The sequence below is a fragment of the Bradyrhizobium sp. SHOUNA76 genome, from assembly GCF_023006445.1.
Classification (GTDB): Bacteria; Pseudomonadota; Alphaproteobacteria; order Rhizobiales; family Xanthobacteraceae; genus Bradyrhizobium.
Window position 1 is genome coordinate 1 of the sequence record NZ_JALBHA010000045.1, and the last position, 25,064, is coordinate 25,064.

A 25,064-nucleotide genomic window follows, 5' to 3' on the forward strand; every position below is an offset into this window, starting at 1 on the left:
CGCGCGGCTCGGGCGCACGGCCCTCGAAGCGCTCGGCGGCGCGCGCGTCGATCACCTGCTCGGCGCGGCTTTCGACGTTGGCGATGAGCTGCTGCATGCTGCGCACGCGCTTTGGATCATAGCTTGCCTTGAAGCTCGCCGGCTTCGGCTTCACCTCGCCGCTCTCGATCGCTCGCCCTTCGGCGCGCCACTTCTTCAGACCGCCGTTGAGAATGCGCACATTGCCGTGGCCGAAGGCCAGGAACATCCACCACGCGCGCGGCGCCGCAACCCAGCCGCCGGCATCGTAGAGCACGACGGTGTCGCTATTTGCGATGCCGAGATTGCCGATGTCACGGCCGAATTGCTCGGCGCTCGGATACATGTGCGGCAGCGGGTTGGAATGGTCCGACACCGCATCGACGTCGAAGAACACCGCGCCGGGCAGGTGCGCGGCGAGATAATCGTCCTTCGGCAGCGGCAGCACGCCCGGCAGCTTGAAGCTGGCGTCGAGGATCTTGACGTTGGAATCGTTGATATGGGCGGCGAGCCAATCGGTGGAGACGAGGGGGTCGGTGGTCATTGCATGCGTTTCCTTTGTCATTCCGGGGCGCGCGCAGCGCGAGCCCGGAATCCATCGCGCGGCAGTGTCGGTGGATGAATGGATTCCGGGCTCGCGACTTCGTCGCGCCCCGGAATGACGATAGAGCTCACCCCTTCTTCTTCGGCTCCCACTTCTCCACGGGGCCGCCGGCGTCGCGCCAGGCGGCGTAGCCGCCGGCGATGTGAGCGACGGGCTTCAACCCCATGTCCTGAGCGGTCTTGGCCGCGAGCGCGGAGCGCAAGCCGCCGGCGCAGTGGAAGACGAACTTCTTGTCCTCCTGGAAGATCGGCTTTGCATACGGGCTCTGCGGATCGATCCAGAATTCGAGCATGCCGCGGGTGCAGGCGAACGCGCCGGGGATGCGCCCCTCACGCTCGATCTCGCGGGGGTCGCGGATGTCGACGATGACGACGTCGCCGTTCTTGGAGATCTCGATGGCGTCCTTGGCGTTGAGCGTCTCGATCTCGGCATTGGCCTCGTCGATCAGCGCCTTGATGCCGCGGGTGATGTTTTGGGGCATGTGGTTTTCCCTTCTTCTCTTCCGTCGTTCCGGGGCGGTCGCGAAGCGAGCGAACCCGGAACCTCGATCATCGCACTCCACCTCGAGATTCCGGATCGGCCGCTTTGCGGCCGTCCGGAATGACGGCGGAAGCTAGTGCGTCAGTTCCTTCATCGCGCCTTCCAACCCCTCGATCGTGATCGGGTACATCCGGTTGGCGAAGATGCGTTTGATGATGGTGGTCGATTCCGAATAGTCCCAATGCTTCTGAGCGACCGGGTTCAGCCACACCGAATGCGGATAGGTGCGGATGATGCGGTCGAGCCAGATCGAGCCCGGCTCTTCGTTGACGTGCTCGACCGAGCCGCCGGGCACCATGATCTCGTAAGGCGACATCGAGGCGTCGCCGACGAACACGACCTTGTAGTCGTGCGGGTATTTGTGCAGCACGTCCCAGGTCGGCGTGCGGTCGGTGAAGCGGCGCTTGTTCTGCTTCCACACGCCTTCATAGAGGCAGTTGTGGAAGTAGAAATACTCCATGTGCTTGAACTCGCTCTTCGCCGCCGAGAACAGCTCCTCGACCTGCTCGATATGCGCGTCCATGGAGCCGCCGATGTCGAAGAACACCAGCAGCTTCACCGCATTGCGCCGCTCGGGGCGCATGTGCACGTCGAGATAGCCGTGATTGGCGGTCTCGCGGATTGTGGTGTCGAGATCGAGCTCGTCCGGCGCGCCGGTGCGCGCGAACTTGCGCAGGCGGCGCAGCGCCACCTTGATGTTGCGGATGCCGAGCTCGACATTGCCGTCGAGGTCCTTGAATTCGCGCTTGTCCCACACCTTCACGGCGCGGTTGTTGCGGTTCTTCTCCTGGCCGATGCGGACGCCTTCGGGATTGTAGCCGTGGGCGCCGAACGGCGAGGTGCCGGCGGTGCCGATCCACTTCGAGCCGCCCTGGTGGCGGCCCTTCTGCTCCTCGAGGCGCTTCTTCAGCGTCTCCATGAGCTTGTCCCAGCCCATGGCCTCGATCTGCTTTTTCTCTTCCTCGGTGAGATACTTCTCGGCGAGCTTCTTCAGCCACTCCTCGGGGATCTCCGCCTTCTCCATGGCGTCGAGCAGGTTTTCCAGCCCCTTGAACACCGTGCCGAAGACGCGGTCGAACTTGTCGAGGTTGCGCTCGTCCTTCACCAACGCGGTGCGCGACAGATAGTAGAAATTCTCGACCGAATAGTCCGCAAGGTCGGCGTCGAGCGCCTCCACCAGCGTGAGGTATTCGCGCAGCGTCACGGGGACCTGCGCGTCGCGCAGAGAGGTGAAGAATTGCAGGAACATGGGTGACAGATTGCCCGTCGGGGGACGAACGTCAAGGGGGCGGAGGCCATCGCACGGTGCTGGACCCGGGTGCTTTTTGCTCTAGAATTGGCGCCCTCACGGGGTTTTTGGGGGACGTTTGCAATGGGAATTCTCGCAGCGCTCATCATCGGCGCGATCGCCGGCTGGCTTGCCGGCAAGATTGTCCACGGGGCGGGATTTGGCCTGGTCGGCAACATCGTCGTCGGCATCATCGGCGCGCTGGTTGCAAGCTGGGTGCTGCCGCAGCTGCACATCCAGCTCGCCACCGGCACGGTCGGCGCCATTGTGGACGCCACCATCGGCGCGGTGATTGTGCTCGTCATCCTTTCGCTGGTAAAACGGGTCTGAAAGCCTGACCGAACCAGGAACGGCCGCCGCGAGCGGCCGTTCGCTTGTCGTGACCGAGGCATTGCCTGGGACGACGACCAACAAGGACGCGCGATGAAATTTACCGGCACCAAGGACTATGTTGCGACCGACGATCTCAAGGTCGCCGTCAATGCCTCGATCGTGCTGGAGCGCCCGCTCCTCATCAAGGGCGAGCCCGGCACCGGCAAGACGGTACTGGCGGAGGAAGTGGCGAAGGCGCTGAACGCGCCGCTCCTGACCTGGCACATCAAATCCACCACCAAGGCGCAGCAGGGCCTCTACGAATACGACGCGGTGTCGCGCCTGCGCGACAGCCAGCTCGGCGATGCGCGCGTCTCCGACATCAGGAACTACATCAAGCGCGGCAAGCTGTGGGAGGCCTTCACCGCCGAGCAGCGCCCGGTGCTGCTGATCGACGAGATCGACAAGGCCGACATCGAATTCCCGAACGACCTCCTGCTCGAGCTCGACCGCATGGAATTCCATGTCTACGAGACCGGCGAGACGATCAAGGCCAAGCAGCGCCCGATCATGATGATCACCTCCAACAACGAGAAGGAGCTGCCGGACGCGTTCCTGCGCCGCTGCTTCTTCCACTACATCAAGTTCCCCGACGCGGACACGATGGGCCGCATCGTCGACGTCCACTTCCCCGGCATCAAGAAGCGCCTGGTCGAGGAAGCCTTGCGCATCTTCTTCGAGGTGCGCGAGGTGCCCGGCCTGAAGAAGAAGCCGTCCACGTCCGAGCTTCTCGACTGGCTCAAGCTGCTGCTCAACGAGGACATGAGCGTCGAGCAGCTGAGGGAACGTGATCCGCGAAAGCTGATCCCGCCGCTGCACGGCGCGCTGCTCAAGAACGAGCAAGACGTGCATCTGTTCGAGCGGTTGGCGTTCTTGAGCCGAAGGGAAGTGTGAGGCTTTTCGCGTAACGCAAGGTGCCGTAGGGTGGGCAAAGGCGCAAAGCGCCGTGCCCACCATTCGGCGCAAGCAGCCTCCCCGATCCCGTCATTGCGAGCGCAGCCACTTGTCCGCCGAAGCCTTTGGCGAAGGCGGAAGCAATCCGGAATCTTTCCACGGAGGGATTCTGGATTGCTTCGTCGCATCAGCGCAAAATTGCTTCGCAATTTTGTCGCGAGCTCCTCGCCATGACGGAGCAAGGGGCGGGATCGCCATCCTTCAACACGCAGCTCAAATTGCAGACACGCCTTCGCAGCCTCGCGGCTTGAACCACCCGAGCTTTGCTTCATCTTTCACCCTCTTTAATCAAAGAGGGTGCAGGGAAGACCGGGTGCTGACCTCGCACCCGCGGTCTGCTGCGCGAAACGCACGCGCAGAAAAACCGCACAGCAGCATACAGGTGGCGCCAATCACTCGGCCTTCCCTGCGCGATGGTCGGACGGCTTATGCCGTGCTCTCCCGGGAGCCGAACTTTCCTTCTGGCCTCCCTCGCCGCTCGAATTGGACGATGCCGTCCACCCGGTTGGGCTCGCGCGCATCTTCGACCGGCTTGACCGTAGCAACGACGGCCAGGACCACACGGTTTTGCCGTACGCGCTCAGCGCCGCTCGTCCGCACGAAGCCTCGGGCTCACAGGGACTACCCGCCCTGCCCACGCCTCTCGCACACGACGCTGCCGCGTCCACCGCAACCCGGCCCGCGTTTCGAACGACTCGCGAACCGCCCCTCTTCGTCGGGCCGGGCTGGCTCGATCTATGCCGCAAATCCGAATTTCGGTAAAGTGGAATATTTTTGCGGGGAGGGGTTGACGAGGCGGCGACACAGCGGAGTGATATCTTGTAGGATGGGTAGAGCGCAGCGAAACCCATCCTGCTTCCACGAACGCCGCACGATGATGGGTTTCGCTGCGCTCTACCCATCCTACAAACTACGTCCCTTCAACTCCGCTCCCCGAATTGTGCACCGTCGTCATATCCCGACAGATCGCCGGCCCAATCCGGCGGGTAGATACCGAGCTCCACGTGGCGGTGAAAGGACGATGGCGCCCAATCGCGGACCCGATTGACCAGTCCGTGCTTGACGGGATTTATGTGCACGTAATCGATATGCCGGGCGTAATCCTCCTCGTTGCGGATGGTGCGTTCCCAGTAGCGGCGTTGCCAGATGCCGCGCTCTGCTCTTTCGGCGCGGCTGGCTGAGACTGGCTCGTCAGGAGCCAGGTTGCGGGAGAAGGCTGACTTGATCTGCCGCCAACGCATTGCAAAATCGGCATCTCCATCCGGCATTGTCCAGACAGTGTGAAGGTGCTCCGGCAACACCACGATCGCATCGATCGTGAAGGGGTGTCGTTGGCGGATTTCGCGAAAGGCGGCACGCAACAGGTCGATGTTCACGGTCAAGAGCGATTGTCGGCGGTCTGCGAGATTGACCGTGAAGAAGAAGCTTCCGCCGGGGACGAAGTTGCGCCTATAGGAGGTCATGCATCGTGGTAGCACAACTTAAGATAAACATCGAAATTTTGTAGGATGGGTAGAGCGCAGCGAAACCCATCGTGCTTCAGCGAACGCGGCACGATGATGGGTTTCGCTTCGCTCTACCCATCCTACGAAGATCGCCTCACGCCACCGCCGTGTCCGGAATCCTTGCGGCTTCCATCGGCTGCTTGCCGCGGATGAGGTCCGAGGCGCGGTCGGCGATCATCATGGTGGAGGCGTTGAGGTTCGCCGAGATCATGCGCGGCATGACGGAGGCGTCGATCACGCGCAGCCCCTCCAGCCCATGCACGCGGAGCTGGTCGTCGACCACGGCCCACGTCGAGTCTGCCGGGCCCATGCGGCAGGTGCAGCCGGGGTGGAAGGTGGTGGTGCCGCGCTCGGTGGCGGCGGCCAAAAACTCGTCGTCGGTGTTGATGTTGGGGCCGGGGAAATCCTCGTAGGCGTAATAGGGCGACAGCGGCGCGGACTTGAGAAGTCTGCGCGCGAGCTTCATGCCGCCGACGATGACGCGACGGTCGAGCTCGGCGTCGAGATAATTGGTCTGGATGATCGGCGGCGCGAACGGATCAGGCGAGCGGATGCGGACATAGCCGCGGCTCTCCGGGCGCTGCTGCCAGGATGCGACGGTCATGCCGGGCTCGTCCTCGAGCTGGCCCTGCACGCCTTCCTTGTAGCTGGCCGGCGTGAAGGTGAGCTGGAGGTCGGATGAGTCGGCGCTCTCGCCGGAGTGCCAGAAGCAATAGACCATGGTCGGCGACAGCGACAGCAGGCCGCGGCGCGCGGTCGCCCATTTCAGCGCCTCGATCCACAGCGAGAAGCCGCGGCGAAGCTCGTTGATGGTCTTGATGTCCTTGACCCGCGCCACCGTGCGCGGCGCGTAATGATCCTGCAGGCCTTCGCCGACCGGCAGCGCGTGACGCACGGCGATGCCGTGTTGCTGCAGCAAATCAGGCGAGCCGATGCCGGAGAGCTGCAGCAGCTGCGGCGAATTATAGGTGCCGCCGGAGAGGATCACTTCCTTGTTGGCACGCACTTCCACCGGCGTGCCGCCGCGGCCGCCCTTGGCGTAGCGCACGCCGACGGCGCGCTTGCCCTCGAAGATGATCTCGGTCGCATGCGCATGGGTGTGCACATGCACGTTGGGCCGCTTCATCGCGGGCTTGAGGAACGCGGTCGAGCCGGAGACGCGCAGGCCCTTGTCGATGGTGCGCTGGCAGTAGGAGACGCCCTCTTGCTTGGCACCGTTGTAGTCGGGATTGCGGGGAATGCCGAGCGAGACCGCGCCTTCCATGAAGGCTTCACAAAGCGGATCGCGCCACTCCATCGTCGTCACGGTGAGGTTGCCCTCGCGTCCGCGATAGGTGTCCTCGCCCTCGCCGACCCGCTTCTCCAGCCGCTTGAAGTAGGGCAGCACGTCGGCATAGCCCCAGCCGCGATTGCCCATCTGCGCCCAGGTGTCGAAATCCATGCGCTGGCCGCGGTTGTAGATGTGGCCGTTGATCGAGGACGAGCCGCCGAGCGTCTTGCCGCGCGGCGCGTAGATGCTGCGCCCGCCGGTGTAAGGCCCCGGCTCCTGCTGGTAGGCCCAGTTGATGCTCTTCATGTGGAAGGTCTTGATGAAACCCGCCGGCAGATGGATGTACGGGTGCCAGTCGCTCGGCCCTGCCTCCAGCACGCAAACGCTAACGTTCGGATCTTCGCTGAGCCGGTTGGCAAGCACGCAACCGGCGGAGCCCGCGCCGACGATCACATAGTCAAATCTATCCATGGTCCCTCGGCCGCACCTAGCGCGGCTTGTCGTTGAGTTGAAATTCCAGATGCGCCTGCACCGTCGGCCATTCGGCGGCGGTGATGCTGTAGACCACGGTGTCGCGCAGCGTGCCGTTCGGCGCGATTTGGTGGCTGCGCAGGATGCCGTCCTGCTTGGCGCCCAGGCGCTCGATGGCGCGGCGGCTCTGATGGTTGAAGAAGTGGGTGCGGAATTCGACCGCGATGCAGTCCAGCGTCTCGAAGGCATGGCGCAGCAGCAGGAGCTTGCACTGGGTGTTGAGCGGGCCGCGTTGCGCGCTCTTGCCATACCAGGTCGAGCCGATCTCGACGCGGCGGTTGGCTGCATCGATGTTCATATAGGTGCTCATGCCGACGACGTTGCCGTCGGCGTCGAACACGGTGAAGGGCAGCATCGAGCCCGCGGCCTGCAGGCCGAGGCGACGGTCGATCTCCTTGCCCATGTTCTCCGGCAGCGGAATCGCGGTGTACCAGAGCTTTGACAGCTCGCCGTCCTTCACGGCCTCGACCAGCGCCTCACGATGCTGATGCGACAGCGGTTCGAGACGGGCGTGCTGTCCGCGCAGGGTGACGGGGTCGGGCCAGGGCATTGAAGTCTCTCCTTACGTCATTGCGAGGAGCGAAGCGACGAAGCAATCCAGACCATCTCCGCAGAGGCATTCCTGGATTGCTTCGCTCCGCTCGCAATGACGGTAACTAGCACCGTTTATTTGTTTAGGAAATTGAGAGGCAAACCACCGCGCGGCCAGTCCATGGCGACGAGCTCGCCCTTGCCGGACAGCGTGATGTAGGCCGTCTTCAGCTCGGGGCCGCCGAAGGCGATGTTGGTGGTGACGCGGTCACCGGTCGGGACCTGCTCGACCAGGGTGCCGTCGGGTGCGATCACCGAGATGCAGCCGGAGACGAGGGTGGCGACGCAGACATTGCCGCCGGCCTCGACCGCGAGCGAATCGAACATCTGGTAGCCGCCGAGGCCGGAGATCGGCTTGCCCCGCTCGCCGCGATAGATCGGATCGCGCGGCTTGAGCGTGCCGGGCTCCGAGAGCTCGTAGGCCCAGAGCCGGCCGGTCGGCGTCTCCGCGATGTAGACAATGTTCTCGTCCGGCGACAGCCCGATACCATTGGCCGGCAGAACGCCGTGCACAATCTCGACGAGCTCGGTCATCCCGGGCTTGAGATAATACATTCCTCCGACGTCCATCTCGCGGGCGCGGCGCTTGCCGAGATCGGAGAACCAGAGGCCGCCCTGCTTGTCGAACACCAGATCATTCGGTCCGCGCAGATCGTGCGCACCGCACTTGGTCGCGACGGTCTCGACCTTGCCGGATTGCAGGTCGACGCGCTGGATCGAACCGCCGAGATAATCGTCGGGCTGCGGGCCCGGCATGATCATGTTGCGGGTCGGGATCCAGGAGAAGCCGCCATTGTTGCAGATGTAGATCTTGCCGTCGGGGCCGAGCGCGGCGCCGTTCGGGCCGCCTGGAATTTTCGCGACGACCTCCTTGCGGCCGTCGGGGTAAACGCGCGTCAGGCGCTGGCCGCGGATTTCCACCAGCACCACCGAGCCGTCCGGCATCACGACCGGCCCTTCGGGAAATTCGAGGTCGGTGGCGAGAACGCGGACGTCAGACATTTTGGGACCCTCCCGGCTGCTTGTTATGACTTGCACGGGATGTCCGGCACGGGCCCCGCAGGCAAGATTTGCCTGCGGTTATGACAAAGTCGCTGGGGCTTGCCAAGCAAGGCGGACGGTATGCCAGCGTTGCGTGCTACTCCTTCACCGGCACCCAGATCTCGAAGCCGCCATTTCCGGTCGCCGGATCGAACTTTTGGTCATAGCGCTCGAAGTTCGGTGCGTCCGCGGCCTTCAAACCGGATGCCGGCAGCCACTGATTCCAGATCGTGTTGACGGTGCGGCGGATCGAGGCGACGTGATCGGTGTGGGTGAAGACGGCGTAGCGCTGCTCGGGGATGCGGATGCGGCCGAAGCGGCGCGGCAGGTCCGAGAAATCGGCGACCTCGACACCGGCGATGTAATCGAAATTGCCGGCATCATCGCCGTTGCAGCAAACACCATAGGCGACTTGATTTTTCCCTTGGCCAACGCGCACGGGAATGTCGGCGACTTCCTGGTGGAAGCGCTGCCATAGGCCGGGGATCATGGCGCCGTTGTCGCAGGCGATGCGCTCAGTGGGACCGGCGACGAGGAAGGCCTTTGCGGTCTCGAACCGCGGCTGGGCGAGATGGTCGAGCATGGTGGAATCCATGAGGATCGGCTCCTGAAGCTTGAGGTGGCTCACACACGTTTCCGCCCTCACAGCTTCGGGCGTCGTGCCGAACTGGTCGCGGAACGCGCGGGTGAATGCTTCGTGCGAGCCGTAATCCGCCTCCAGGGCCAGCAACAGGATGTCGGGCGCACCGTTTGCAAGACTGCGCGCAGCTTCCGTCAGCCGCCGCGCGCGCACATACCGCATCACCGGAAGCCCGGTGGCTGCGGCAAACGCACGCACGATGTGGAACCGCGACACGCCCGAGATCGCAGCGATCTCGTCGAGCGTCATCGGCTCGGCCAGATGGCTCTCGATAAACCAGAGCGCGCGCTGCGCTGGGTTCATGGCGGTCGTCCTCGTTCGAAGCGCAGTCATGATGCGCGGCATGCGGCCGCGTCGCTTGATCGGCGTTGCTGTCCGCGCGGGAGGATAGTCCGGGAATGGCCACTGGCAACGCCTTGGCGTTCGTGGCTAAACTCCCCCGAACCGCTCACGAGAAAGGGGAACCGCGCCATGGAAATCACCGATGTGCGGGCGCACCATATCCGCATCCCCTATGACGCCGGCGTCGCGAGCTTCCGCCAGGGCGCCTCCGCGATCACGGCCCTGGACATGGTGCTGGTCGAGGTCACCACCGATGCCGGGCTGACCGGCTGGGGCGACGCCTTCGCCTATGTCTGCCCGCGCACCACGCGCAGTGCCGTCGAGGAGATGATCGCGCCGCAGTCCCGCGGGCTGAAGGTGCCCGATGCGGCCGGCATCCCCGCCGTGATGGAGCAGATCCAGCGCAACCTGCATCTGTTCGGCCGCTACGGCATCACCATGTTCGCGATCTCCGGCCTCGACATCGCGCTGTGGGACCTTGCTGCCAAGGTCGAGGGCGTGCCGGTGCATCGCCTGCTCGGCGAGACCAGGCGCACGGCCATTCCAGCTTACGCGAGCCTGCTGCGGATCGGCTCACCCGACAACATCGCGGCCGAATGCCGGAAGGCGCTCGCGCTCGGCTATGGCGCGATCAAGCTGCACGAGACCACGGCGCCGGCGGTGTTCGCCGCGCGCGAGGCGATCGGCCCCAACATTCCGCTGATGGTCGACATGAACTGCCCGTTGACCCCAGGGCAGGCGATCGCGTTCGCGACAAGCTGCCGGGACGCGCGACCGATGTTCCTGGAGGAGCCGGTGTGGCCGCCGGAGGATTTCGCAGGGCTCGCCGAGGTCCGCAGCAAAGGCGGGCTCGACATCGCCGCCGGTGAGAATGCCTGCACGGAATATCAATTCCGCCAGATGATGGAGGCGGGCGCGGTGAGCCACGCCCAGCCGTCGGTGACCAAAGTCGGCGGCATCACCGAATTTCTGAAGGTCGCGGCGCTGGCCGATCAGCTCGGCGTCAAGATCGTCCCGCACTCCCCGTATTTCGGTCCGGGGCTGCTCGCGACACTGCACTTGCTCGCGACGCGCGACGACGGGCTCGTCGAGATGTTCTATCTGAAACGCGAAGCGTGTCTCTGGGGCGGCCGCGCGGATAGCGATGCCACCGGCCATGTCGCGGTGCCGACAGGACCCGGGCTCGGCTATGAGCCTGATCGCGGCGTGATGGAGCGATATCGCGTGACGTGACCGGCGGGCTTATTTCGCAGCGTCCTTCGGCGGCGGCGCGTCCTGCTTCTTCTTCAGATCCTCGGCCGTCTTCGCCTGGGCGGCCTGGAGATCGCCGAGCGTCTTCTGCAGGCCGGCGATGCCTGTCTTCAACGCGTCGATCTGGCGACCCGCGGCGTCCAGCTTCTGCTGGTGATCGAGGTTGAGCTTGGTGATCGTCTTCTGCAGGAAGTCGACATTGCTCTGCAGGCAGCTGGTGCGCCGCTCCATGGTCTTCTCGACCGTGCAGATCTCGATGCCGGGCACGTCCTGCGCGTGCACCGGGGCATTCGCCAGCGTTGCGAGCAGCAATATCGCGAAACAAATGCCGGCGTTTCGAAGCAGCATGAAAGGTTCCTCGTCCGATCGATCACGTCAATGTGCGCTGTTTGCGCACAGCCGGGTGAGGCTACCACACTCGTACCGCATTCTCGCGTTGAGCTTGCGCCCGTTCCCTCGGACGGGGAACGATGATCCGCAGGCGGAAGATAGTGGGCGCTCTTTCCGCGGCTTTGTTTAGGGGAGATTTTTCGAATGGCAACGCGCGATAGACGACTGGCGGAATTCGACGGCGCCGGAGAACCACCGCCGGGCCTTGCGCTTGAAGTGCTGTGCGAGGACCACAGCGGGACGTATCAATTGCCGTTCGCCTGCCGCTATGTGGAGGGACGCTGGGAGAACAACGAAGCCGGCATTGCGGTCGAAGCCACCGTCATCGGCTGGCGCCTGCCGCGCGTGAGGCAGCGCGGGGCCGCCTGACGCCCATATCTGTTCCAAAATGCAACGGCGCCGCGCTCCACCTTAACTAACGGAACGCGGCCCGAACGAATCGCGCCCGAATCAGCCGAAACGCCGTGTACGCAGCTGTTCACGGCTAGATGTCGATGCGGCTGCCCGGCCGTGTACAATATCTGTGCGGCGCGGCCAACGGCATCGACCGCCAACGGGCGCCAAAGGTTAATCCTCACAAGGGCATAGCTGTCTCGCACCGCCGCGACCGGTCCCGCCCCCGAAACAGGCAAGGCCGCGCCAGGCCTGCCTAATATTCGACCTCGAGCTCCTCGATCTCGGCCGGCTCCTCCTTTGCTGCCGCGATCCATTCGTGCATCTCGGGCATTGCCATGATGGTGTCGGCATAGGCCTTCAGCAGCGGCTCCAGCTTGACGTCGTAGGTGACGAAGCGCGTCACCACCGGCGCGTACATCGCATCCGCCATGGTGCGCTGCGCCCCGAACAGGAAGGGGCCGCCCGATACCGCCAGACAGTCGCGCCAGATGGACCAGACGCGGTCGATGTCGGCCTGCGCCCGCGACCAGATCTTGAAGCCGGGGAAACGTCCCTTCAGATTCACCGGCAGCGAGGCACGCAGCGTGGTGAAGCCGGAATGGATTTCGCCAGAGATCGAGCGGCAATGAGCGCGCTGCACGCGGTTATCAGGCAACAGGCCGGCTGACGGCATCACCTCGTTGAGATATTCGCCGATCGCCAGCGTATCCCAGACTACCGCCCCCTCATGCCGCAGGCACGGCACCAGGATCGACGACGACAGCAGCAGGATCTCGGCGCGCGCCGACGCATCGTCCGGCGCGGTGACGATTTCCTCGAAATCGAGCCCGGAGAATTTCGCCAGCAGCCAGCCGCGCAGCGACCAGGACGAATAGTTCTTGCTGCTGATGGTCAGTGTCGCCTTTGCCATATGGCCCTTCCCTGCTCCCCGCCTCCGCCGGCTCGCGGACGGCCCTGTGCTTGCCGTGACGTAACAGCAAGCGACGTGCCAATTTCGCGGCGGGTCCGGCTGTCGTTTGGCGTCGTTATTGCATAGCCCTGCGGAAGGGGTGGGCGCTTCAGTATGATGTCGATGTATTATCAGGCTTTTCAGAACCACATGGACCTGACCGCGCCGTGGCGCGCGGGGGCTTCGTCCGCGCTCAGATTCCTCAATCTGGCGCCGCAGGGCATGTCGGATCAGGTCGTCGGCCGGCTGTCGGCGGCGCTGGAGCTGATCTCGCGCTCGACCCTCACCTATCACCGCCCGGCCTACGGCATCGACAGCGTCATGGTTGGAAATCGGGAAGTCGCCGTCACCGAGGAGATCGCCTACGCGACGCCGTTCGGCTCGCTGCTGCACTTCAGGAAAGACGGCGTGTCGGAGCAGCCGCGCATGCTGCTGGTGGCACCGATGTCCGGCCATTTCGCTACGCTGCTGCGCGGCACCGTGCAGACGCTGCTCCAGGACCACGACGTCTACATCACCGACTGGCACAATCCGCGCGACATTCCGCGCAGCAAGGGCCGCTTCGGGCTCGACGACTACACCGAGCATCTCATCGATTTCCTGGGGCAGCTCGGCCCTCGCCCGCACATGGTCGCGATCTGCCAGCCGTCGGTGTCGGCGCTCGCGGCGGCCGCGATCATGTGCGAGGACAACCATCCCTCGCGGCCGGCGACGCTGACGCTGATGGCAGGACCGATCGATACGCGGATCCAGCCGACCAGGGTCAACGACTTCGCCAAGAGCAAGCCGATCGAATGGTTCGAGCAGAACCTGATCAACTATGTGCCGGTGCAGTGCCGCGGCGCCCTGCGCAAAGTCTATCCCGGCTTCGTGCAGCTCACCGCCTTCGTCTCGATGAACCTCGAGCGCCACATCAAGCAGCACATGGATCTCGCCAACCACATCGCCAAGGGCGAGAAGGACAAGGCCGCGACCATCAAGACCTTCTACGACGAATATTTCGCCGTGATGGACCTTCCGGCCGAGTTCTACATCGAGACCGTGCGCGACGTGTTCCAGGAGCACCTCCTGCCGCAAGGCAGGCTGATGCATCGCGGCCGTCCCGTGAACACCAAGGCCGTCGGCCGCATGGGCCTGATGACGGTCGAGGGCGAGAAGGACGACATCTGCTCGATCGGCCAGACGCTGGCGGCACAAGACCTCTGCACCGGCGTGCGCGCCTATCGCAGGGTGCACCACATGCAGGCCGGCGTCGGCCATTACGGCGTGTTCTCGGGCAAGCGCTGGAACAACGAGATCTATCCGCTGCTGCGCGATTTCGTGCACGTGAATTCGTGAGGCGCACGCCGCGGCGCGCCAGGGCTACTTATCAAGCCCGTATCGAGCCGGGCCACGCGACGACTTGCCCTGACATCACAACGCGGTTGCGTCCGCTCTCCTTGGCGGCGTAGAGCGCCTTATCCGCAGCCGCAATCAACGACGTGCAATCCGCCTTGTCGCCGAACGACACATGTGTGGCGCCGCCAATACTGATGGTGACCTGCCTGGATGGCGGGTTGAGCGCGTGCAGGATGCCGAGGTCCTGAATCGCTTGCCGGATTCGCTCGCCGACCTGCTCGCACCCCCCCATGTCGGTATTTGGTAGCAGCAAGGTGAATTCCTCGCCACCATACCTGGCGGCTACGTCTGCCGGCCGTCTGGCCTGCTCCGCCAGGACCCCGGCGACCGAGCGGAGACAAGCATCGCCCGCCTGATGCCCGTACTGATCGTTGAAACTCTTGAAATGATCGACGTCCATCAGCAACATTGACAGAGGCGTTCCTTCGCGCCTGGCCCGGTCCCATTCCGCCTCTAGCCGCTCGTCGAAGTGTCTGCGGTTTGCCAAGGCCGTCAGGCCATCCGAACTGGCGAGAGCCGCCAGCTTATCCTCCAGATCCTTACGTTCGGTCATGTCGCGCGAGATCGCCACCACGCCGTTGATGTCTCCGCTCTGCACACTCCTGGCGACGCGCAGCGCGGTTTCGATCCAGACCTCGCCCTTCTCGCGATGCCGAGCGCGATAAGTGATTCTAGCCTCTTCGGCTTCGCCGTTCCCCAACGCGGAGATCGTTTGCTCAACCCGGGCCAGGTCCGCGGGATTTATGCCGGCGAAGGCCGACGTATCCACCAACTGGTTCGGAGCCCAGCCGAGAACTCGCGCGCTGGACGGCGACGCATAGAGGATCCGTCCATCGACCGCTATGCGCATGACCATGTCTCCCGACTGCTCCGCGAGGAGGCGAAAATCCGCCTCCTTGGCGACCAGGGCGGCTGCCATCTTTTGCCGCAGGTGCAACTGGCGCACCAGGAAGAGCCCCGCAACAGCGAGCCCTCCTATCAGTCCCAGCACCGCAACCATGCGCGTCAGCGCCGCTCTGCGCCAGGGCGCCAAGACGTCGTCTTCCGATTCCGTGGCAACCACGAGAACAGGGTACCGACTGCTCAGCTGATAAAAGCTCAGACGCCGAACGCCGTCGAGAGGCGACGTGAAGTAGTAGACGTCCGCAGTCGGCCGCTCGCGGATTATTCTAAAAAGCGGAGCACTCGACAGGTCGCGGCCCGTATAGCCGTTGTCCGGGCTACGCGCGAGGATAACGCCTTTCGCGGTCGCCAGTGCAATCGAACCGTTCTGGCCAGCGTCGAATCCGCGATAGAACTGCAGAAAATAGTCGACATCGATCGTCGTAAGAGCCACTCCGGCAAAACTGCCGTCAGGATGATTGAAGCGCCTTGAGGCGGTGATGATCCATTGCCCGCTCGACCTGCTCCTCACTGGAGACCCAATGAAGGTTCCCGGGTCAGCCACGGCGCGATGATGCTGGAAATATTCTCGGTCACTGTTGTTGAGACCGGCGAAATTCACAGGCTCGCTGGTTGCGAGCCAGCGGCCGGTCTCGTCATAGACGAACACGGCGCGGATCCGATTCGCGGCCTTGCGCCGGGAAAGAAAGGTCTGAATCTTGGCGATTGCCGCCGGGCTGGTTCCCTCAAGCTCGAGTTGGCCAACCAACACATTTAGAACGGTGTCCGCGAGTTCGAACGTGTCGTCCGCGTGTTGCGTCACCGACCGGGCCAGATTGGCCATGTCCGTTTCGGAGGCCTTCAGGACCGTCACTCGCGAGGACCACTCCCGCCAACCGCTGAGCGCGACGAGCGCCAAGCAGGCAACCGCCACGAATGCCGAGACCCAGAACGTGAGACGCCCTAGGCGAAGATCGCTGCGGTGATCGATCAACAGATGCTCCCTCCACCCTCAATCCGCAAACGCCTTGGGCCAAGGGATGGTTGCTCGCTCCGGTTGAGTTTTTTGGCAGGGCACCGGAAGGAGACCGACGGCATCGATGAGCGGCCTGACCGTCGATCGATATCCCGTGGACTGGTCGGACGAGAAGGACAACACAGCAATCAGCTCAGCTTGACGGCCTTGAGCACTGTGCCGGCCACTCGGCCAAAGCCAGGTTCACTAAAACTCGTCGGATGCAGGCTTCGAACTCCGGCAAGATGTGCCAAGTCGTCGATCCGCCGTTGAGGCCGAATCACCAGGCTCTCTGCCGGCAGGCGCTCGGTCGGCGAAAACGACGCGGGCTTCGCGCCGCGCGTAACAATGTGGGGCAACGGCGCGGCCATTGACCAGATGTTCTTAAGCATCGCCCTGTTCACCGAGCGCGCGATGACACCGTTCCCCCTCAGACGGGCGACGGTAAAGAGCTTGCGGATCAGCAGGTCTCGTTCAAGCGACTGCGGCAAATGGAACTGCACCCCGACAAGCTGGCCTCTTTGTTGCACGACCGTCGCGTCGATCCAACCCACCTGCACGATGTGCACCCGTAGCGGTTCTCCAGCGCGAGGATAGTCAATGCCGGAGCCGAGCAGAACGCCGGCGCCAGAGAGGGAGATGTTGCTCATGCGCCCAGAAAGCCGCTCGCCGGACTCGGTTTGGATCAAGATTGATTCATCGGCATCGAAACGCTCCTCGGTGCGTCCCATCCGCGCCTGCAGCGAGGTCATGCAGACGAAGAAAAGCACGACGATGTTCACGACCGACCAGAAGGCGACCATCGGTAGAGCCGCCGGATGATCGATGATCCGCCATTCCGGGATCGTGTTCAGGACCACACCGACGACCGTCAACGCCATCAGAACCGCCGACGGCCAGAATATCTCCGCGGCGTAGCTTGCGCGTCGCGCAGCAGCTCCCTTGGGCGTCACCCTGAACGCATGCCCCGTCGGCTTGACGAGAGTCTCGAGCACCGTCGGCAGGATCTTGAAGCTCTGGATAGTCGCCGACACCTGAGCGGCGAGCGGAAAGTGCTCGTGCGGCGCGAACCAGGAGATACCGCCGTTAAGCGCCAGAATCGCGGGGAACAAGTAATAGAAGACCGACTCGGGAGTGACGTCGACGACAGGCGCGAGGCCAGTCCACATGAACACGATCGGAACCACCACGACCGCGAGCGCCCGCAGGCCCATAGAGAGCCAATGCGCAGGAAAGAAGAGGAGCCGATGCATCAAGCCCAGTCCGGGTCCGAGCGGGCCGGCGGCGAGATACAGCGTCTGGATCGCGCCACGCGCCCAGCGTTGCCGCTGCACGAAAAAGGCGTCAAGGCTTTCCGGCGCCAATCCAATCGCCAGCGGCTCGCGAAGATAGCGAGTGACGTATCCCTTGCGCAGCAGGACCAGCGTCAGCAGGATGTCTTCTGTGATGGACTGGGTCGGCAAGGCATCGCCCACCGCGCGGAGTGCTGCGCGACGCGTGACGGAGTTGGAACCACAACAAAAGGCACCATCCCAGCCGTCGCGCGCGGGCATGATGGCATCGAAGAAGAACCGTTGTTCGTCCGGCAGCCCCCTGTGCAAGCCGAGATTCGCCTGCATCGGGTCCTCATTGTAGAAGGTGTGCGGGATCTGAACGATTCCGATCTTTGGATCAGCGAAGAAGCCCGTCGTGCGCATCAGGAAATTGCGCTGCGGCACGAAGTCCGCATCAAAGATCGCGAAGAACTCGCCGCTCGTCTTCGTCAGCGCATGATTGATATTGCCGGCCTTGGCATTCAAGTTGTCGGCGCGCGTGAGATAGCCGGCGCCCTTTTGCGTGCAGAGTTCTCTGAGCCAAGGCCTGCGACCATCATCCAAGACCCATACCTGGAAGTTTGGATAGTCCAGACACAACGCGCCCGTAATCGTCTTTTCCAGCACCTCGATTGGCTCGTCATAGGTCGGAATAAAGACGTCGACCGCGGGCAGCTCGTCATCCGGCAGGCTGCGCAGCCGACGCTCGTGCTGATCTGCTTCGCTGCGGCGATCGGTCCTGCGAAGGAAAGTCAGATAGAGAATGAACTGATCTGTGAAGGTCAGAAGCTCGACGAACAGACAGAACCAGATCCAGCCGACCTGATACCAGGTCCCGCTTGCCGGCAGCACGGTGGCGAAAATACGCCATTCGAGATAGCGGGCGACCACAAGCCAAACCACGACAAAGACCGCGACACGGGCCCAGAGGCGCGCGACTGGAAAGGTCGGCGCCAACAGGTACATCGCCGCAAAGATGCCCAGCATCGGCGCAAACAGCTGAGAGAGAGGCAGAGTCATGGCCTGCATGGAACATCTCGCTTACAGGGACGACTGGTCGAGCTCCAGGCGAGCGGTCAGCCATTTCAGCTTCGAGCTGACCAACCGTAACAGGCCGTCGGCTCTGCGCTCGAAGCGCACCTCAGCCAACCGTCCGATATCGCAGGAGCCGTTGCGGTCGGCCAACGTCTCATTGGACGGAAGCGATATCTCAACGGTAATGTTGCCCGGATCAGGCCGCGGCACCCGAGCCGCAAGCAGCCGATCATCGCCGTACGCTGCCGATCCGCGGACTTGCCGGATCTGGCCGGTCTTCCATTCGCGGCTCCCAATCAGGCGGACGGTAGCCGCATCTCCGGCCTTGATCTTCTCGAAATCGCGCTCGGGGAGTTCAACAACGATAAACCGGCGTTCGCAATCTGCAAAATCGAAGACCGATTGCCCTTCCGTGACCATCGAGCCCGGGCTGGCCGCCACCGACCAGACTACATGAGCTGCCGGCAAGGACAGATCGTAGTGATCGAGACGATCAAGTCGAGTGCGTTCCTCTGCGATCTCCGCGGCCAGCTGCGCGGCACGTGAGCTGTTCTGCAACAGGTCTGTCTCGAGCTCCTGGCGGCGGAGGACAAGCCGCTCGCGCTGCTGCTGCGAATAGGGCACATCATTGGCATCGCCACGAAGATAGATGCCCTTCTCAGCCGCCCCCAATTCGGTCTTGAGGCGCTGCAGGCGTTCATCGGCCATCTGGCACCGCGTTGCGGTTGCCTCTTGAGAAGCCTGGGCCTCGCCGGAGCGGATCTGCGAACTGATGCCGAGCTTCACGAGCTTCTCCATCCGGCCCGCGACATCGTTCCGCTGCCGCGCCTCGGCGAGACAGCCACCTTTTTCAACTTGCGTTTCGCCGATCTCGTGGCTCAGCCGCGCCACCATCCCCAAACGATAGTCTTCGCTGCGCTCGCGGAGCTTGCGATCGAGCTCGGCGATTTCCTCGAGTTGCCGACGTGCAAGCTCGGCGCGTTTGGTGGACATGGCAAGCTGCTGATCAAGGTCCATGAGATGCCGGCGATCCGGCGAACGCGCCTCGACCAGCGGCACCACCCGGGTGCGCTGGAAATATTCACCCTTGCGTGGGAGATCTGACGAGAGCTGACCCGCCATTGGTGCAGTCACCCGCATGAGCTCGGCATTGACATAGGCGGAGGGAGCGATTCGGTAGGTCACATACGGCAACAGGGCCCATCCGCTCAGAGCGATGATCCCGAGCGCTAGGGATCGGCGAACAATCCGGCTGCGAATGAAACGTTCGACGTGCAAGCGAGCCACGACTGGATCTCCAATAGGCTTTGGTCGCTGCGTCTGCCCAGCGAAGGCAAGCCAATCGGCGCATGGCCCGGTGTTGGGATGACGTCTGCGCCTGGAGCAATCCGCCAACATTGCTGCTAGCCGAAATCAGGTTTCGTCACCGCAGCAGGGTCGCGTTCGCAACCAAGAGAAGCATATCTAGCTTTCACCACATTAGGTTAAGATGTGTCAAAACCGGAAGACTACGGCTCCCGAATCGAGGAACCAGGATGCCGACCTATTCCCGCTTGAAGTCGGCGCGCCGTTGGCGCCGATCGAACGGCGGCGCGGCTAACGCCCATTCCGAAGCAGCTTCTCCGCTTCTTCGACTTCGGGAAGATTTCGCTCCACGTCGAATTCAGCGAGGACGGGAGCGAGCAGTGTGAAAACCGCGCCGGCTCGGCCATTTGCCTTGTGCAGGCGCGCAAGTCCAAGGGCGCTGCGCAATTCGAAAGTCTTCGCCTGCTGGTGTCGTGCGATTTCCAGCGCTCGGTTGAAGGCATTTTCGGCGCTGGAACCGTCCGGAGGGTCATGACGCGACAAAAGCTCGCCCTGGACGCGATGCAGCTCCGCATCAAGCCAATGCTGACCGGATTGTCCCGCCGATGCGATCAATTCGCTCAAGATGTCCAGCCCGGTTTCGAGCTGGCCCACCTCTGCATCCGCCATCGCGACCTGCATCCCCCAAAACGGTTCACAGAGGTAGCAGTCATTCTCGCGCAGCATGGTCCATCCGCGACGCATTTCCGTCAGTCCGGCCATTCGGTCGCCGGCACGCCAGTTGGCCAGGCCATTCAGGTAGGTACCGGCGGCCACATACAGCGGCATCGTGTGGTCGCGCGCAAGGCCGAGCGCCAGGATAGTATCCGTTTGCTGCAACAGGCCCCCGCATAGCCCGTCGAACACAGCGCGATGAACGAGCGCATTGGCCTGGGAAAGCGCCCGTTTTTCTCCTGAAGCGCTCACCGCTTCGGCGGCGAGCCGGCGCGCGCGAGCGATGCTGCCAAGCGGCCAGAGCACCAGAGCAAGAAACCTCATGATCACGAACGGCAGATCCAGCGCCGAGGGCCTGAACGTCGCGGGATCCGGCTCGGCACCATAGATCGCCAGTGCCTGCTCGAGATGCGTTCTCGCCTTCAGATAGTCGCCCCCGAACCAGCAGGTGACGCCGCCCGTCCAATGCGCAACGACGGCGGCCACTGCCGCGTCTGGTCGTCGCTCCGCGGCACTCATAATGGCGTCCGCCAGCTCCCGCATCGGAGCAAGTTCGCCGTGGGTCAGGCAGGCATTGAAGAGGCCGGAATGGATCGGCGCAAGTTCAACCGGATCATTGATGTCGGCCGCGAACTGCCGGGCGCGCGTCCATGCAGCGACCGTTTCGGGGGCGCTATGCCCGAGGCCACCCCTTAACGCGCGGCCATATGCGATTTGAAGATTCAACCTGCTCATCATTCGATGAGGCTCATCAGGCAACTCATCGGCGATGGCAATCGCCTTGCCGAGATGCGCAATTGCCTCGGAATAGGCCGAGCGCTTCAGCGCCTGCTGGCCCGCCTTGCGCCACCACTCGAGGGCGACCTCGTTCAGCCCAGCCTCAGTGAAGTGGTGCGCCAGAACTTCCGGCTCAGTCTCGGCCACGACCGGAAACTTTTCGCGCAGGACATCGCCGATGCGGGTGTGAAGCACCTGCCGTTTGCTCTTGAGCAGGCTCTCGTAGGCCGCCTCCTGAACGAGAGCGTGCTTGAAACTATAGTTTGCTTCGGGCGGTGTCCCGCGACACACCAGCAGTTCGGCCTCTTCGAGTTGCCCCAGCGCAGCGCTCAGCGTCAGATCATCGCGTCCCGCCACATATCTCAGCAGCGCGTACGAGAAGTCGCGGCCGATGGCGGCGCCAATCTGCGCCACCTCCTTGACCGGCGCCAGCCGGTCGAGCCGCGCCATCAGCGAATCCTGCAGCGTCGCGGGAATGGCCAGCGGCGGGAGCGGACTCTCGAGGCGATAGCGCCCGGCACCTTCGACGAGCCATCCGGACTCCAGCACCATCTTGGTCAATTCCTCGACGAATAGCGGGACGCCATCCGTCCTGTCGATGATCTGCTTCATCATCTCGCGTGGCAGCTGGCGACCGATAGTCACCTGCTCGACCAGCGCCCGCGTGTCCTGCCGATCGAGCCGGTCGAGCCGCAACAGACTGACGTTGCCAAGGCCCGACCAGGAGGGCTCGAACTCCGGCCGCGATGTCATGAGCACGAGTATCGGCAGTCTCCGGATCCGGTCGACCGTGAGATCGAACAGTTCAAGAGTCGTGGCATCGGCCCAATGCATATCCTCGCAGACAATCAGCAGGGGCTGCTCTCGCGCCAATCCCTCAAGCTGATCGAGAAGGGTGGCAAAGGTCTGTCGCCGCTGCTGCGCCGGGCTCAGACCGAGCGGCGGGTAACGGTCGTCGGTTGGGATCGAAAGCAGTGCTGCAATGAGCGCTGTCGCCCGGGCGACCTGCTGCGTTCCAAGCGCCAGCATCGCCTCGAGCTTGTCGAGCTTTTGCCCGGGCGTGTCGTGCGAGCAAATGCCGGCCGCGCGCTCGAGCTGCGCGACAAAGGGATGAAGCGCACTGTTGGTGTGGTAGGGCGAACACTGATATCGCACCCGGCGGTGCACTCCCAACGCGGGGCTTTCGGACAGCGTTGCGACCATGCGCGACTTGCCGATGCCGGCTTCGCCGGAAATCAGCACCATCTGCCCTTGCCCCTGCCATGCCAGAAGCTGGCGCGAGAGCGCGAGTTCGATCTCCTCCTTGCGGCCGACAAAGCCGATCGAGCGCGCCGCATGGACCGCCTCGAAGCGACTTTCCGATGCGGCCGCTCCCTCGACCGCCCAGACTGCGATGGGTTCTGATATCCCCTTGACCTCGCGGCGACCGAGGTTGCGAAACGTGAAGAGATCACCGAGCAGCCGGCGCGTCGACGAGGCAACGACGACCGCTCCCGGCTCCGCCAGGCTCTGGAGCCGGGCAGCGAGGTTTGGTGTGTCGCCGACCGTTGCGTGCTCCTCTGACGCATCTCCGCTGATGAGGTCGCCGACCACCACGAGCCCGGTCGCGATTGCGATCCGCAGCTCAACCCGTTCGTCGCCGCTCGTCTTGAGCTGTCTCATCGCAGAGATGGCGTCGAGGCCCGCGCGCACTGCGCGCTCCGCGTCATCCTCGTGGGCGCGCGGATAGCCGAAATAGACGAGTATTCCGTCGCCGACGAACCTGGCTATGCTGCCGTCATAGGCGGAAATGACCCTTGCGCAGGCGGCGCGATAGGCCCGGATCACTTCCCACATATCCTCGGGATCAAGACGCGCCGAGAGCGCAGTCGACCCGACCAGATCGCAAAACATCACGGTGAGGTGACGCCGCTCGGCGTCATGAGGAGGCGCCCGCGATGCGATCAACGCGGCTGGATCGAGATCGGCGATAGCGCGAAGCATCTTGCGACGATGGCCGAGCAGGACGCCGATCTTTTCGAAGTCGTCGTCCATCAGTTCGGGAAGGACGCCCATGTCGATCCCATTTTGGGCAAAACGCTCGGCGTATTGCCCAAGCCCCAACGTATCGAGCCACTCCGCAATCTGCATTGGCTCCACCGATCGTGTGGTTGGCGGTTCGCAGAGTTTTGGACCACGGCGCGCGGGGACAATATCCCAACGCCATCATGATGGCACGTCTTGTTTGCGGCGCGACAATTTCGGTTGCTCGGTACCTGCACCGCTTCGAGGCGGCGACATTGCTCGATGCGAGCGGCCGCGCTACTCAAAATCGTCTGCACGCCGCGTTGGACGACAAAGGTTGCGAGGCCGTCAGCCACTCACTCAAGCTGAATCCGGCACTGGGCTTGTGCTCACGTCACGACACCGAGCGGACGCCTTCCGTGAGCACAGCAGCCTTCATTCCCTGTCCATGGGCACTTCGTGGTTGCGCGCCATCGTTCCCGCCACGACTTGAAGCGAAGAACCAACCACCCAACAGCCGGCAACAAAGCCGATCAGCCCGTTGGGAAGGTTTTGATCAAGGACAAGGATGCTGACGGACAGAGTTGCTGCGATCGCCGCGCCGAACGTTCCGGCTGCACTCATGAGCTCAGCCGCCTCGGATCCGTTGTATTCCTCCGAGGTGCTCGCAATCGATTTCCGCGCGACACTGCGCGACAAATCGATTCCGACATAATAACTGAGAGCTCCGTAGAACATCGTCAGCAGCACGATCCAGCCGCTTTCAAAAAGGCCGCCTTTCTGACGCAGCAGGGTCGCACCCACGTAGAGGCCGCAAGAGGCCCCAACGGCCGCAAGTCCAATTCTTTCAAGAAGATGGGCCGTCTTGATAAGACTGGAACGGGCGATCCGAAGATTGCCGGCGTGCTTTGTCTGAGAAAATGCGCTGGAAATCGGGTTGCTGATCTTCATTGGGGGCTCCTCGTAAGTAGCAGCCTACCGGCCGACCTCGAACAGAAGCTGCGTGAACGCGTTTCGCGATGCCCGTGATTCCAATTTCAGAAAGATCTGTGAGTGATGGGGCTGGCTTGCTCGTGAGCAAGACGAGAGCCAATCCAAAGCTGCGAGCACGCGGCTGCGCAGGCATTGCATCTCACCCGTGCCTGTCGGTCAGCTTCGGGGTGCGGCAATTTCTTGGGGGAGTGATAGCTCGAAAAAAGAGTGATGGAGTATGAGGCGGTTCACATACCGCGGTTCCCTGCCGCTCCATCCAGTCACAATTTCCGGAGGACAAATCTGCATTGTCACGATACCCGGGAGCGCAGGAGCGGGAGCTGAAGGGCGCCGTTAGTTCACCAGTTGTCCGGCGTTTCGCCGATGTCAGATCTATCCACGCTTGCGTATTTCGTGCACGTCAACTCATGGGTTCGGCCACGTCACGGGAAACGCATCGCACCCTGCGCGTCTCAGGCCGACCACTCCTCGCCCCAGACCTGGACGACGTGCCCGGGCGACACTTCACGATACTGCCGGACCGGCGGCTGATAGTCCGGCGCGCGCACCGGGCTTGTGATCTCGTCGTTGGAGACTTCGCGCCGCGTGCCCCGGCGCGCCGGATCGGGCACCGGCACGGCGGCCATCAGCTTCCTGGTGTAGGGATGCTGCGGATTGCCGAACACGGACGCGCGCGGGCCGATCTCGACGATCTCGCCGAGATACATCACCGCGACCCGGTGGCTCATGCGCTCGACCACCGCGATGTCATGGGAAATGAAGAGATAGGCAAGGCCCATGCTGGCCTGAAGGTCGAGCATCAGGTTGACGACCTGCGCCTTGACCGAGACGTCGAGCGCCGAGACCGCCTCGTCGGCGACGATCAGTTTCGGCCCGAGCGAGAGCGCGCGCGCGATGCAGACGCGCTGGCGCTGGCCGCCGGAGAATTCGTGCGGAAAGCGCGCAG

At 63.3% G+C, this 25,064-nt stretch carries 21 protein-coding genes; 5 read left to right on the forward strand and 16 right to left on the reverse strand.

The features are described 5' to 3' along the window. From MOV74_RS08760 to MOV74_RS08770, 3 genes are all read right to left on the reverse strand, one after another. Positions 1–562, reverse strand: a 562-nt coding sequence (locus MOV74_RS08760) for a sulfurtransferase (RefSeq protein WP_246920158.1), incomplete at its 3' end; no start/stop codon positions are given. A 127-nt stretch (positions 563–689) separates the two neighbouring features. Continuing rightward, positions 690–1,103, reverse strand: coding sequence for a rhodanese-like domain-containing protein (locus MOV74_RS08765; RefSeq protein WP_246920162.1), 414 nt, complete (start codon positions 1,101–1,103; stop codon positions 690–692). Positions 1,104–1,235: 132 nt separating this feature from the next. Next, positions 1,236–2,411 (reverse strand): VWA domain-containing protein, encoded by a 1,176-nt coding sequence (locus MOV74_RS08770; RefSeq protein ID WP_246920165.1) that lies wholly within the window; start codon positions 2,409–2,411, stop codon positions 1,236–1,238. A 123-nt stretch (positions 2,412–2,534) separates the two neighbouring features. Between MOV74_RS08770 and MOV74_RS08775 the strand changes: the two genes are divergently transcribed. Together MOV74_RS08775 and MOV74_RS08780 are read left to right on the forward strand one after the other, a co-directional pair. Further along, positions 2,535–2,780, forward strand: coding sequence for a GlsB/YeaQ/YmgE family stress response membrane protein (locus MOV74_RS08775; protein WP_246920168.1), 246 nt, complete (start codon positions 2,535–2,537; stop codon positions 2,778–2,780). A 93-nt stretch (positions 2,781–2,873) separates the two neighbouring features. Next, on the forward strand, positions 2,874–3,716 hold the full coding sequence (locus tag MOV74_RS08780; protein ID WP_028152332.1) for a MoxR family ATPase: 843 nt from the start codon (positions 2,874–2,876) through the stop codon (positions 3,714–3,716). 980 nt (positions 3,717–4,696) lie between these two features. Here the strand turns inward: MOV74_RS08780 and MOV74_RS08785 are convergent. The 5 genes from MOV74_RS08785 to MOV74_RS08805 form a co-directional block, all read right to left on the reverse strand. Continuing rightward, positions 4,697–5,239 (reverse strand): REP-associated tyrosine transposase, encoded by a 543-nt coding sequence (locus MOV74_RS08785; RefSeq protein WP_246920171.1) that lies wholly within the window; start codon positions 5,237–5,239, stop codon positions 4,697–4,699. A 136-nt stretch (positions 5,240–5,375) separates the two neighbouring features. Further along, on the reverse strand, positions 5,376–7,022 hold the full coding sequence (locus MOV74_RS08790) for a GMC family oxidoreductase (protein WP_246920174.1): 1,647 nt from the start codon (positions 7,020–7,022) through the stop codon (positions 5,376–5,378). 16 nt (positions 7,023–7,038) lie between these two features. After that, positions 7,039–7,632: a GNAT family N-acetyltransferase gene (locus tag MOV74_RS08795; RefSeq protein ID WP_246920176.1), complete on the reverse strand. Its 594-nt coding sequence runs from the start codon at positions 7,630–7,632 to the stop codon at positions 7,039–7,041. Positions 7,633–7,748: 116 nt separating this feature from the next. Then, positions 7,749–8,675 carry an SMP-30/gluconolactonase/LRE family protein gene (locus MOV74_RS08800; RefSeq protein WP_246920179.1) on the reverse strand — a complete coding sequence of 309 codons (927 nt, stop codon included), beginning with the start codon at positions 8,673–8,675 and terminating at the stop codon, positions 7,749–7,751. A gap of 136 nt (positions 8,676–8,811) precedes the next feature. Then, entirely contained in the window at positions 8,812–9,657 is an 846-nt protein-coding gene (locus MOV74_RS08805; RefSeq protein ID WP_246920181.1) for an AraC family transcriptional regulator, read from the reverse strand. A 168-nt stretch (positions 9,658–9,825) separates the two neighbouring features. Here MOV74_RS08805 and MOV74_RS08810 point away from each other — a divergent pair, with 168 nt between their 5' ends. Next, positions 9,826–10,929, forward strand: coding sequence for a mandelate racemase/muconate lactonizing enzyme family protein (locus MOV74_RS08810; protein WP_246920184.1), 1,104 nt, complete (start codon positions 9,826–9,828; stop codon positions 10,927–10,929). A 9-nt stretch (positions 10,930–10,938) separates the two neighbouring features. Here MOV74_RS08810 and MOV74_RS08815 read toward each other — a convergent pair whose 3' ends face one another. Continuing rightward, positions 10,939–11,295 (reverse strand): hypothetical protein, encoded by a 357-nt coding sequence (locus tag MOV74_RS08815; RefSeq protein WP_246920190.1) that lies wholly within the window; start codon positions 11,293–11,295, stop codon positions 10,939–10,941. Between the two features lie 186 nt (positions 11,296–11,481). On the opposite strand from MOV74_RS08815, the gene MOV74_RS08820 reads away from it, so the two are divergent. Beyond that, positions 11,482–11,706: a hypothetical protein gene (locus MOV74_RS08820; protein ID WP_246920196.1), complete on the forward strand. Its 225-nt coding sequence runs from the start codon at positions 11,482–11,484 to the stop codon at positions 11,704–11,706. A 280-nt stretch (positions 11,707–11,986) separates the two neighbouring features. On the opposite strand, the gene MOV74_RS08825 is transcribed toward MOV74_RS08820, so the two are convergent. After that, positions 11,987–12,643: a glutathione S-transferase family protein gene (locus MOV74_RS08825; RefSeq protein WP_246920197.1), complete on the reverse strand. Its 657-nt coding sequence runs from the start codon at positions 12,641–12,643 to the stop codon at positions 11,987–11,989. Positions 12,644–12,796: 153 nt separating this feature from the next. Between MOV74_RS08825 and MOV74_RS08830 the strand changes: the two genes are divergently transcribed. Next, positions 12,797–14,020 (forward strand): polyhydroxyalkanoate depolymerase, encoded by a 1,224-nt coding sequence (locus tag MOV74_RS08830; RefSeq protein ID WP_246920209.1) that lies wholly within the window; start codon positions 12,797–12,799, stop codon positions 14,018–14,020. Positions 14,021–14,051: 31 nt separating this feature from the next. Here MOV74_RS08830 and MOV74_RS08835 read toward each other — a convergent pair whose 3' ends face one another. The 6 genes from MOV74_RS08835 to MOV74_RS08860 form a co-directional block, all read right to left on the reverse strand. Further along, positions 14,052–15,956 carry a diguanylate cyclase domain-containing protein gene (locus MOV74_RS08835; RefSeq protein ID WP_246920222.1) on the reverse strand — a complete coding sequence of 635 codons (1,905 nt, stop codon included), beginning with the start codon at positions 15,954–15,956 and terminating at the stop codon, positions 14,052–14,054. Positions 15,957–16,126: 170 nt separating this feature from the next. Further along, the gene (locus MOV74_RS08840; RefSeq protein WP_246920228.1) at positions 16,127–18,319 is read right to left on the reverse strand and encodes a glycosyltransferase; all 2,193 of its coding nucleotides are present in this window, start codon (positions 18,317–18,319) and stop codon (positions 16,127–16,129) included. Between the two features lie 12 nt (positions 18,320–18,331). Further along, positions 18,332–19,612 carry an HlyD family efflux transporter periplasmic adaptor subunit gene (locus MOV74_RS08845; protein WP_246920230.1) on the reverse strand — a complete coding sequence of 427 codons (1,281 nt, stop codon included), beginning with the start codon at positions 19,610–19,612 and terminating at the stop codon, positions 18,332–18,334. A gap of 309 nt (positions 19,613–19,921) precedes the next feature. Continuing rightward, positions 19,922–23,251, reverse strand: a complete 3,330-nt coding sequence (locus MOV74_RS08850; RefSeq protein WP_246920233.1) for an adenylate/guanylate cyclase domain-containing protein — start codon at positions 23,249–23,251, stop codon at positions 19,922–19,924. 309 nt (positions 23,252–23,560) lie between these two features. Then, positions 23,561–24,076, reverse strand: a complete 516-nt coding sequence (locus MOV74_RS08855) for a hypothetical protein (protein ID WP_246920236.1) — start codon at positions 24,074–24,076, stop codon at positions 23,561–23,563. Positions 24,077–24,570: 494 nt separating this feature from the next. Continuing rightward, a partial coding sequence (locus tag MOV74_RS08860; protein WP_246920243.1) for an ABC transporter ATP-binding protein occupies positions 24,571–25,064 on the reverse strand: 494 nt, incomplete at its 5' end.

What these genes read in the sequence shown, in the direction of transcription:
- MOV74_RS08765 (WP_246920162.1), bottom strand. Translation starts at nt 1,103, where the DNA reads ATGCCCCAAAACATCACCCGCGGCATCAAGGCGCTGATCGACGAGGCC.
- MOV74_RS08770 (WP_246920165.1), bottom strand. Translation starts at nt 2,411, where the DNA reads ATGTTCCTGCAATTCTTCACCTCTCTGCGCGACGCGCAGGTCCCCGTG.
- MOV74_RS08775 (WP_246920168.1), top strand. Translation starts at nt 2,535, where the DNA reads ATGGGAATTCTCGCAGCGCTCATCATCGGCGCGATCGCCGGCTGGCTT.
- MOV74_RS08780 (WP_028152332.1), top strand. Translation starts at nt 2,874, where the DNA reads ATGAAATTTACCGGCACCAAGGACTATGTTGCGACCGACGATCTCAAG.
- MOV74_RS08785 (WP_246920171.1), bottom strand. Translation starts at nt 5,239, where the DNA reads ATGACCTCCTATAGGCGCAACTTCGTCCCCGGCGGAAGCTTCTTCTTC.
- MOV74_RS08790 (WP_246920174.1), bottom strand. Translation starts at nt 7,022, where the DNA reads ATGGATAGATTTGACTATGTGATCGTCGGCGCGGGCTCCGCCGGTTGC.
- MOV74_RS08795 (WP_246920176.1), bottom strand. Translation starts at nt 7,632, where the DNA reads ATGCCCTGGCCCGACCCCGTCACCCTGCGCGGACAGCACGCCCGTCTC.
- MOV74_RS08800 (WP_246920179.1), bottom strand. Translation starts at nt 8,675, where the DNA reads ATGTCTGACGTCCGCGTTCTCGCCACCGACCTCGAATTTCCCGAAGGG.
- MOV74_RS08805 (WP_246920181.1), bottom strand. Translation starts at nt 9,657, where the DNA reads ATGAACCCAGCGCAGCGCGCGCTCTGGTTTATCGAGAGCCATCTGGCC.
- MOV74_RS08810 (WP_246920184.1), top strand. Translation starts at nt 9,826, where the DNA reads ATGGAAATCACCGATGTGCGGGCGCACCATATCCGCATCCCCTATGAC.
- MOV74_RS08815 (WP_246920190.1), bottom strand. Translation starts at nt 11,295, where the DNA reads ATGCTGCTTCGAAACGCCGGCATTTGTTTCGCGATATTGCTGCTCGCA.
- MOV74_RS08820 (WP_246920196.1), top strand. Translation starts at nt 11,482, where the DNA reads ATGGCAACGCGCGATAGACGACTGGCGGAATTCGACGGCGCCGGAGAA.
- MOV74_RS08825 (WP_246920197.1), bottom strand. Translation starts at nt 12,643, where the DNA reads ATGGCAAAGGCGACACTGACCATCAGCAGCAAGAACTATTCGTCCTGG.
- MOV74_RS08830 (WP_246920209.1), top strand. Translation starts at nt 12,797, where the DNA reads ATGATGTCGATGTATTATCAGGCTTTTCAGAACCACATGGACCTGACC.
- MOV74_RS08840 (WP_246920228.1), bottom strand. Translation starts at nt 18,319, where the DNA reads ATGCAGGCCATGACTCTGCCTCTCTCTCAGCTGTTTGCGCCGATGCTG.
- MOV74_RS08850 (WP_246920233.1), bottom strand. Translation starts at nt 23,251, where the DNA reads ATGCAGATTGCGGAGTGGCTCGATACGTTGGGGCTTGGGCAATACGCC.
- MOV74_RS08855 (WP_246920236.1), bottom strand. Translation starts at nt 24,076, where the DNA reads ATGAAGATCAGCAACCCGATTTCCAGCGCATTTTCTCAGACAAAGCAC.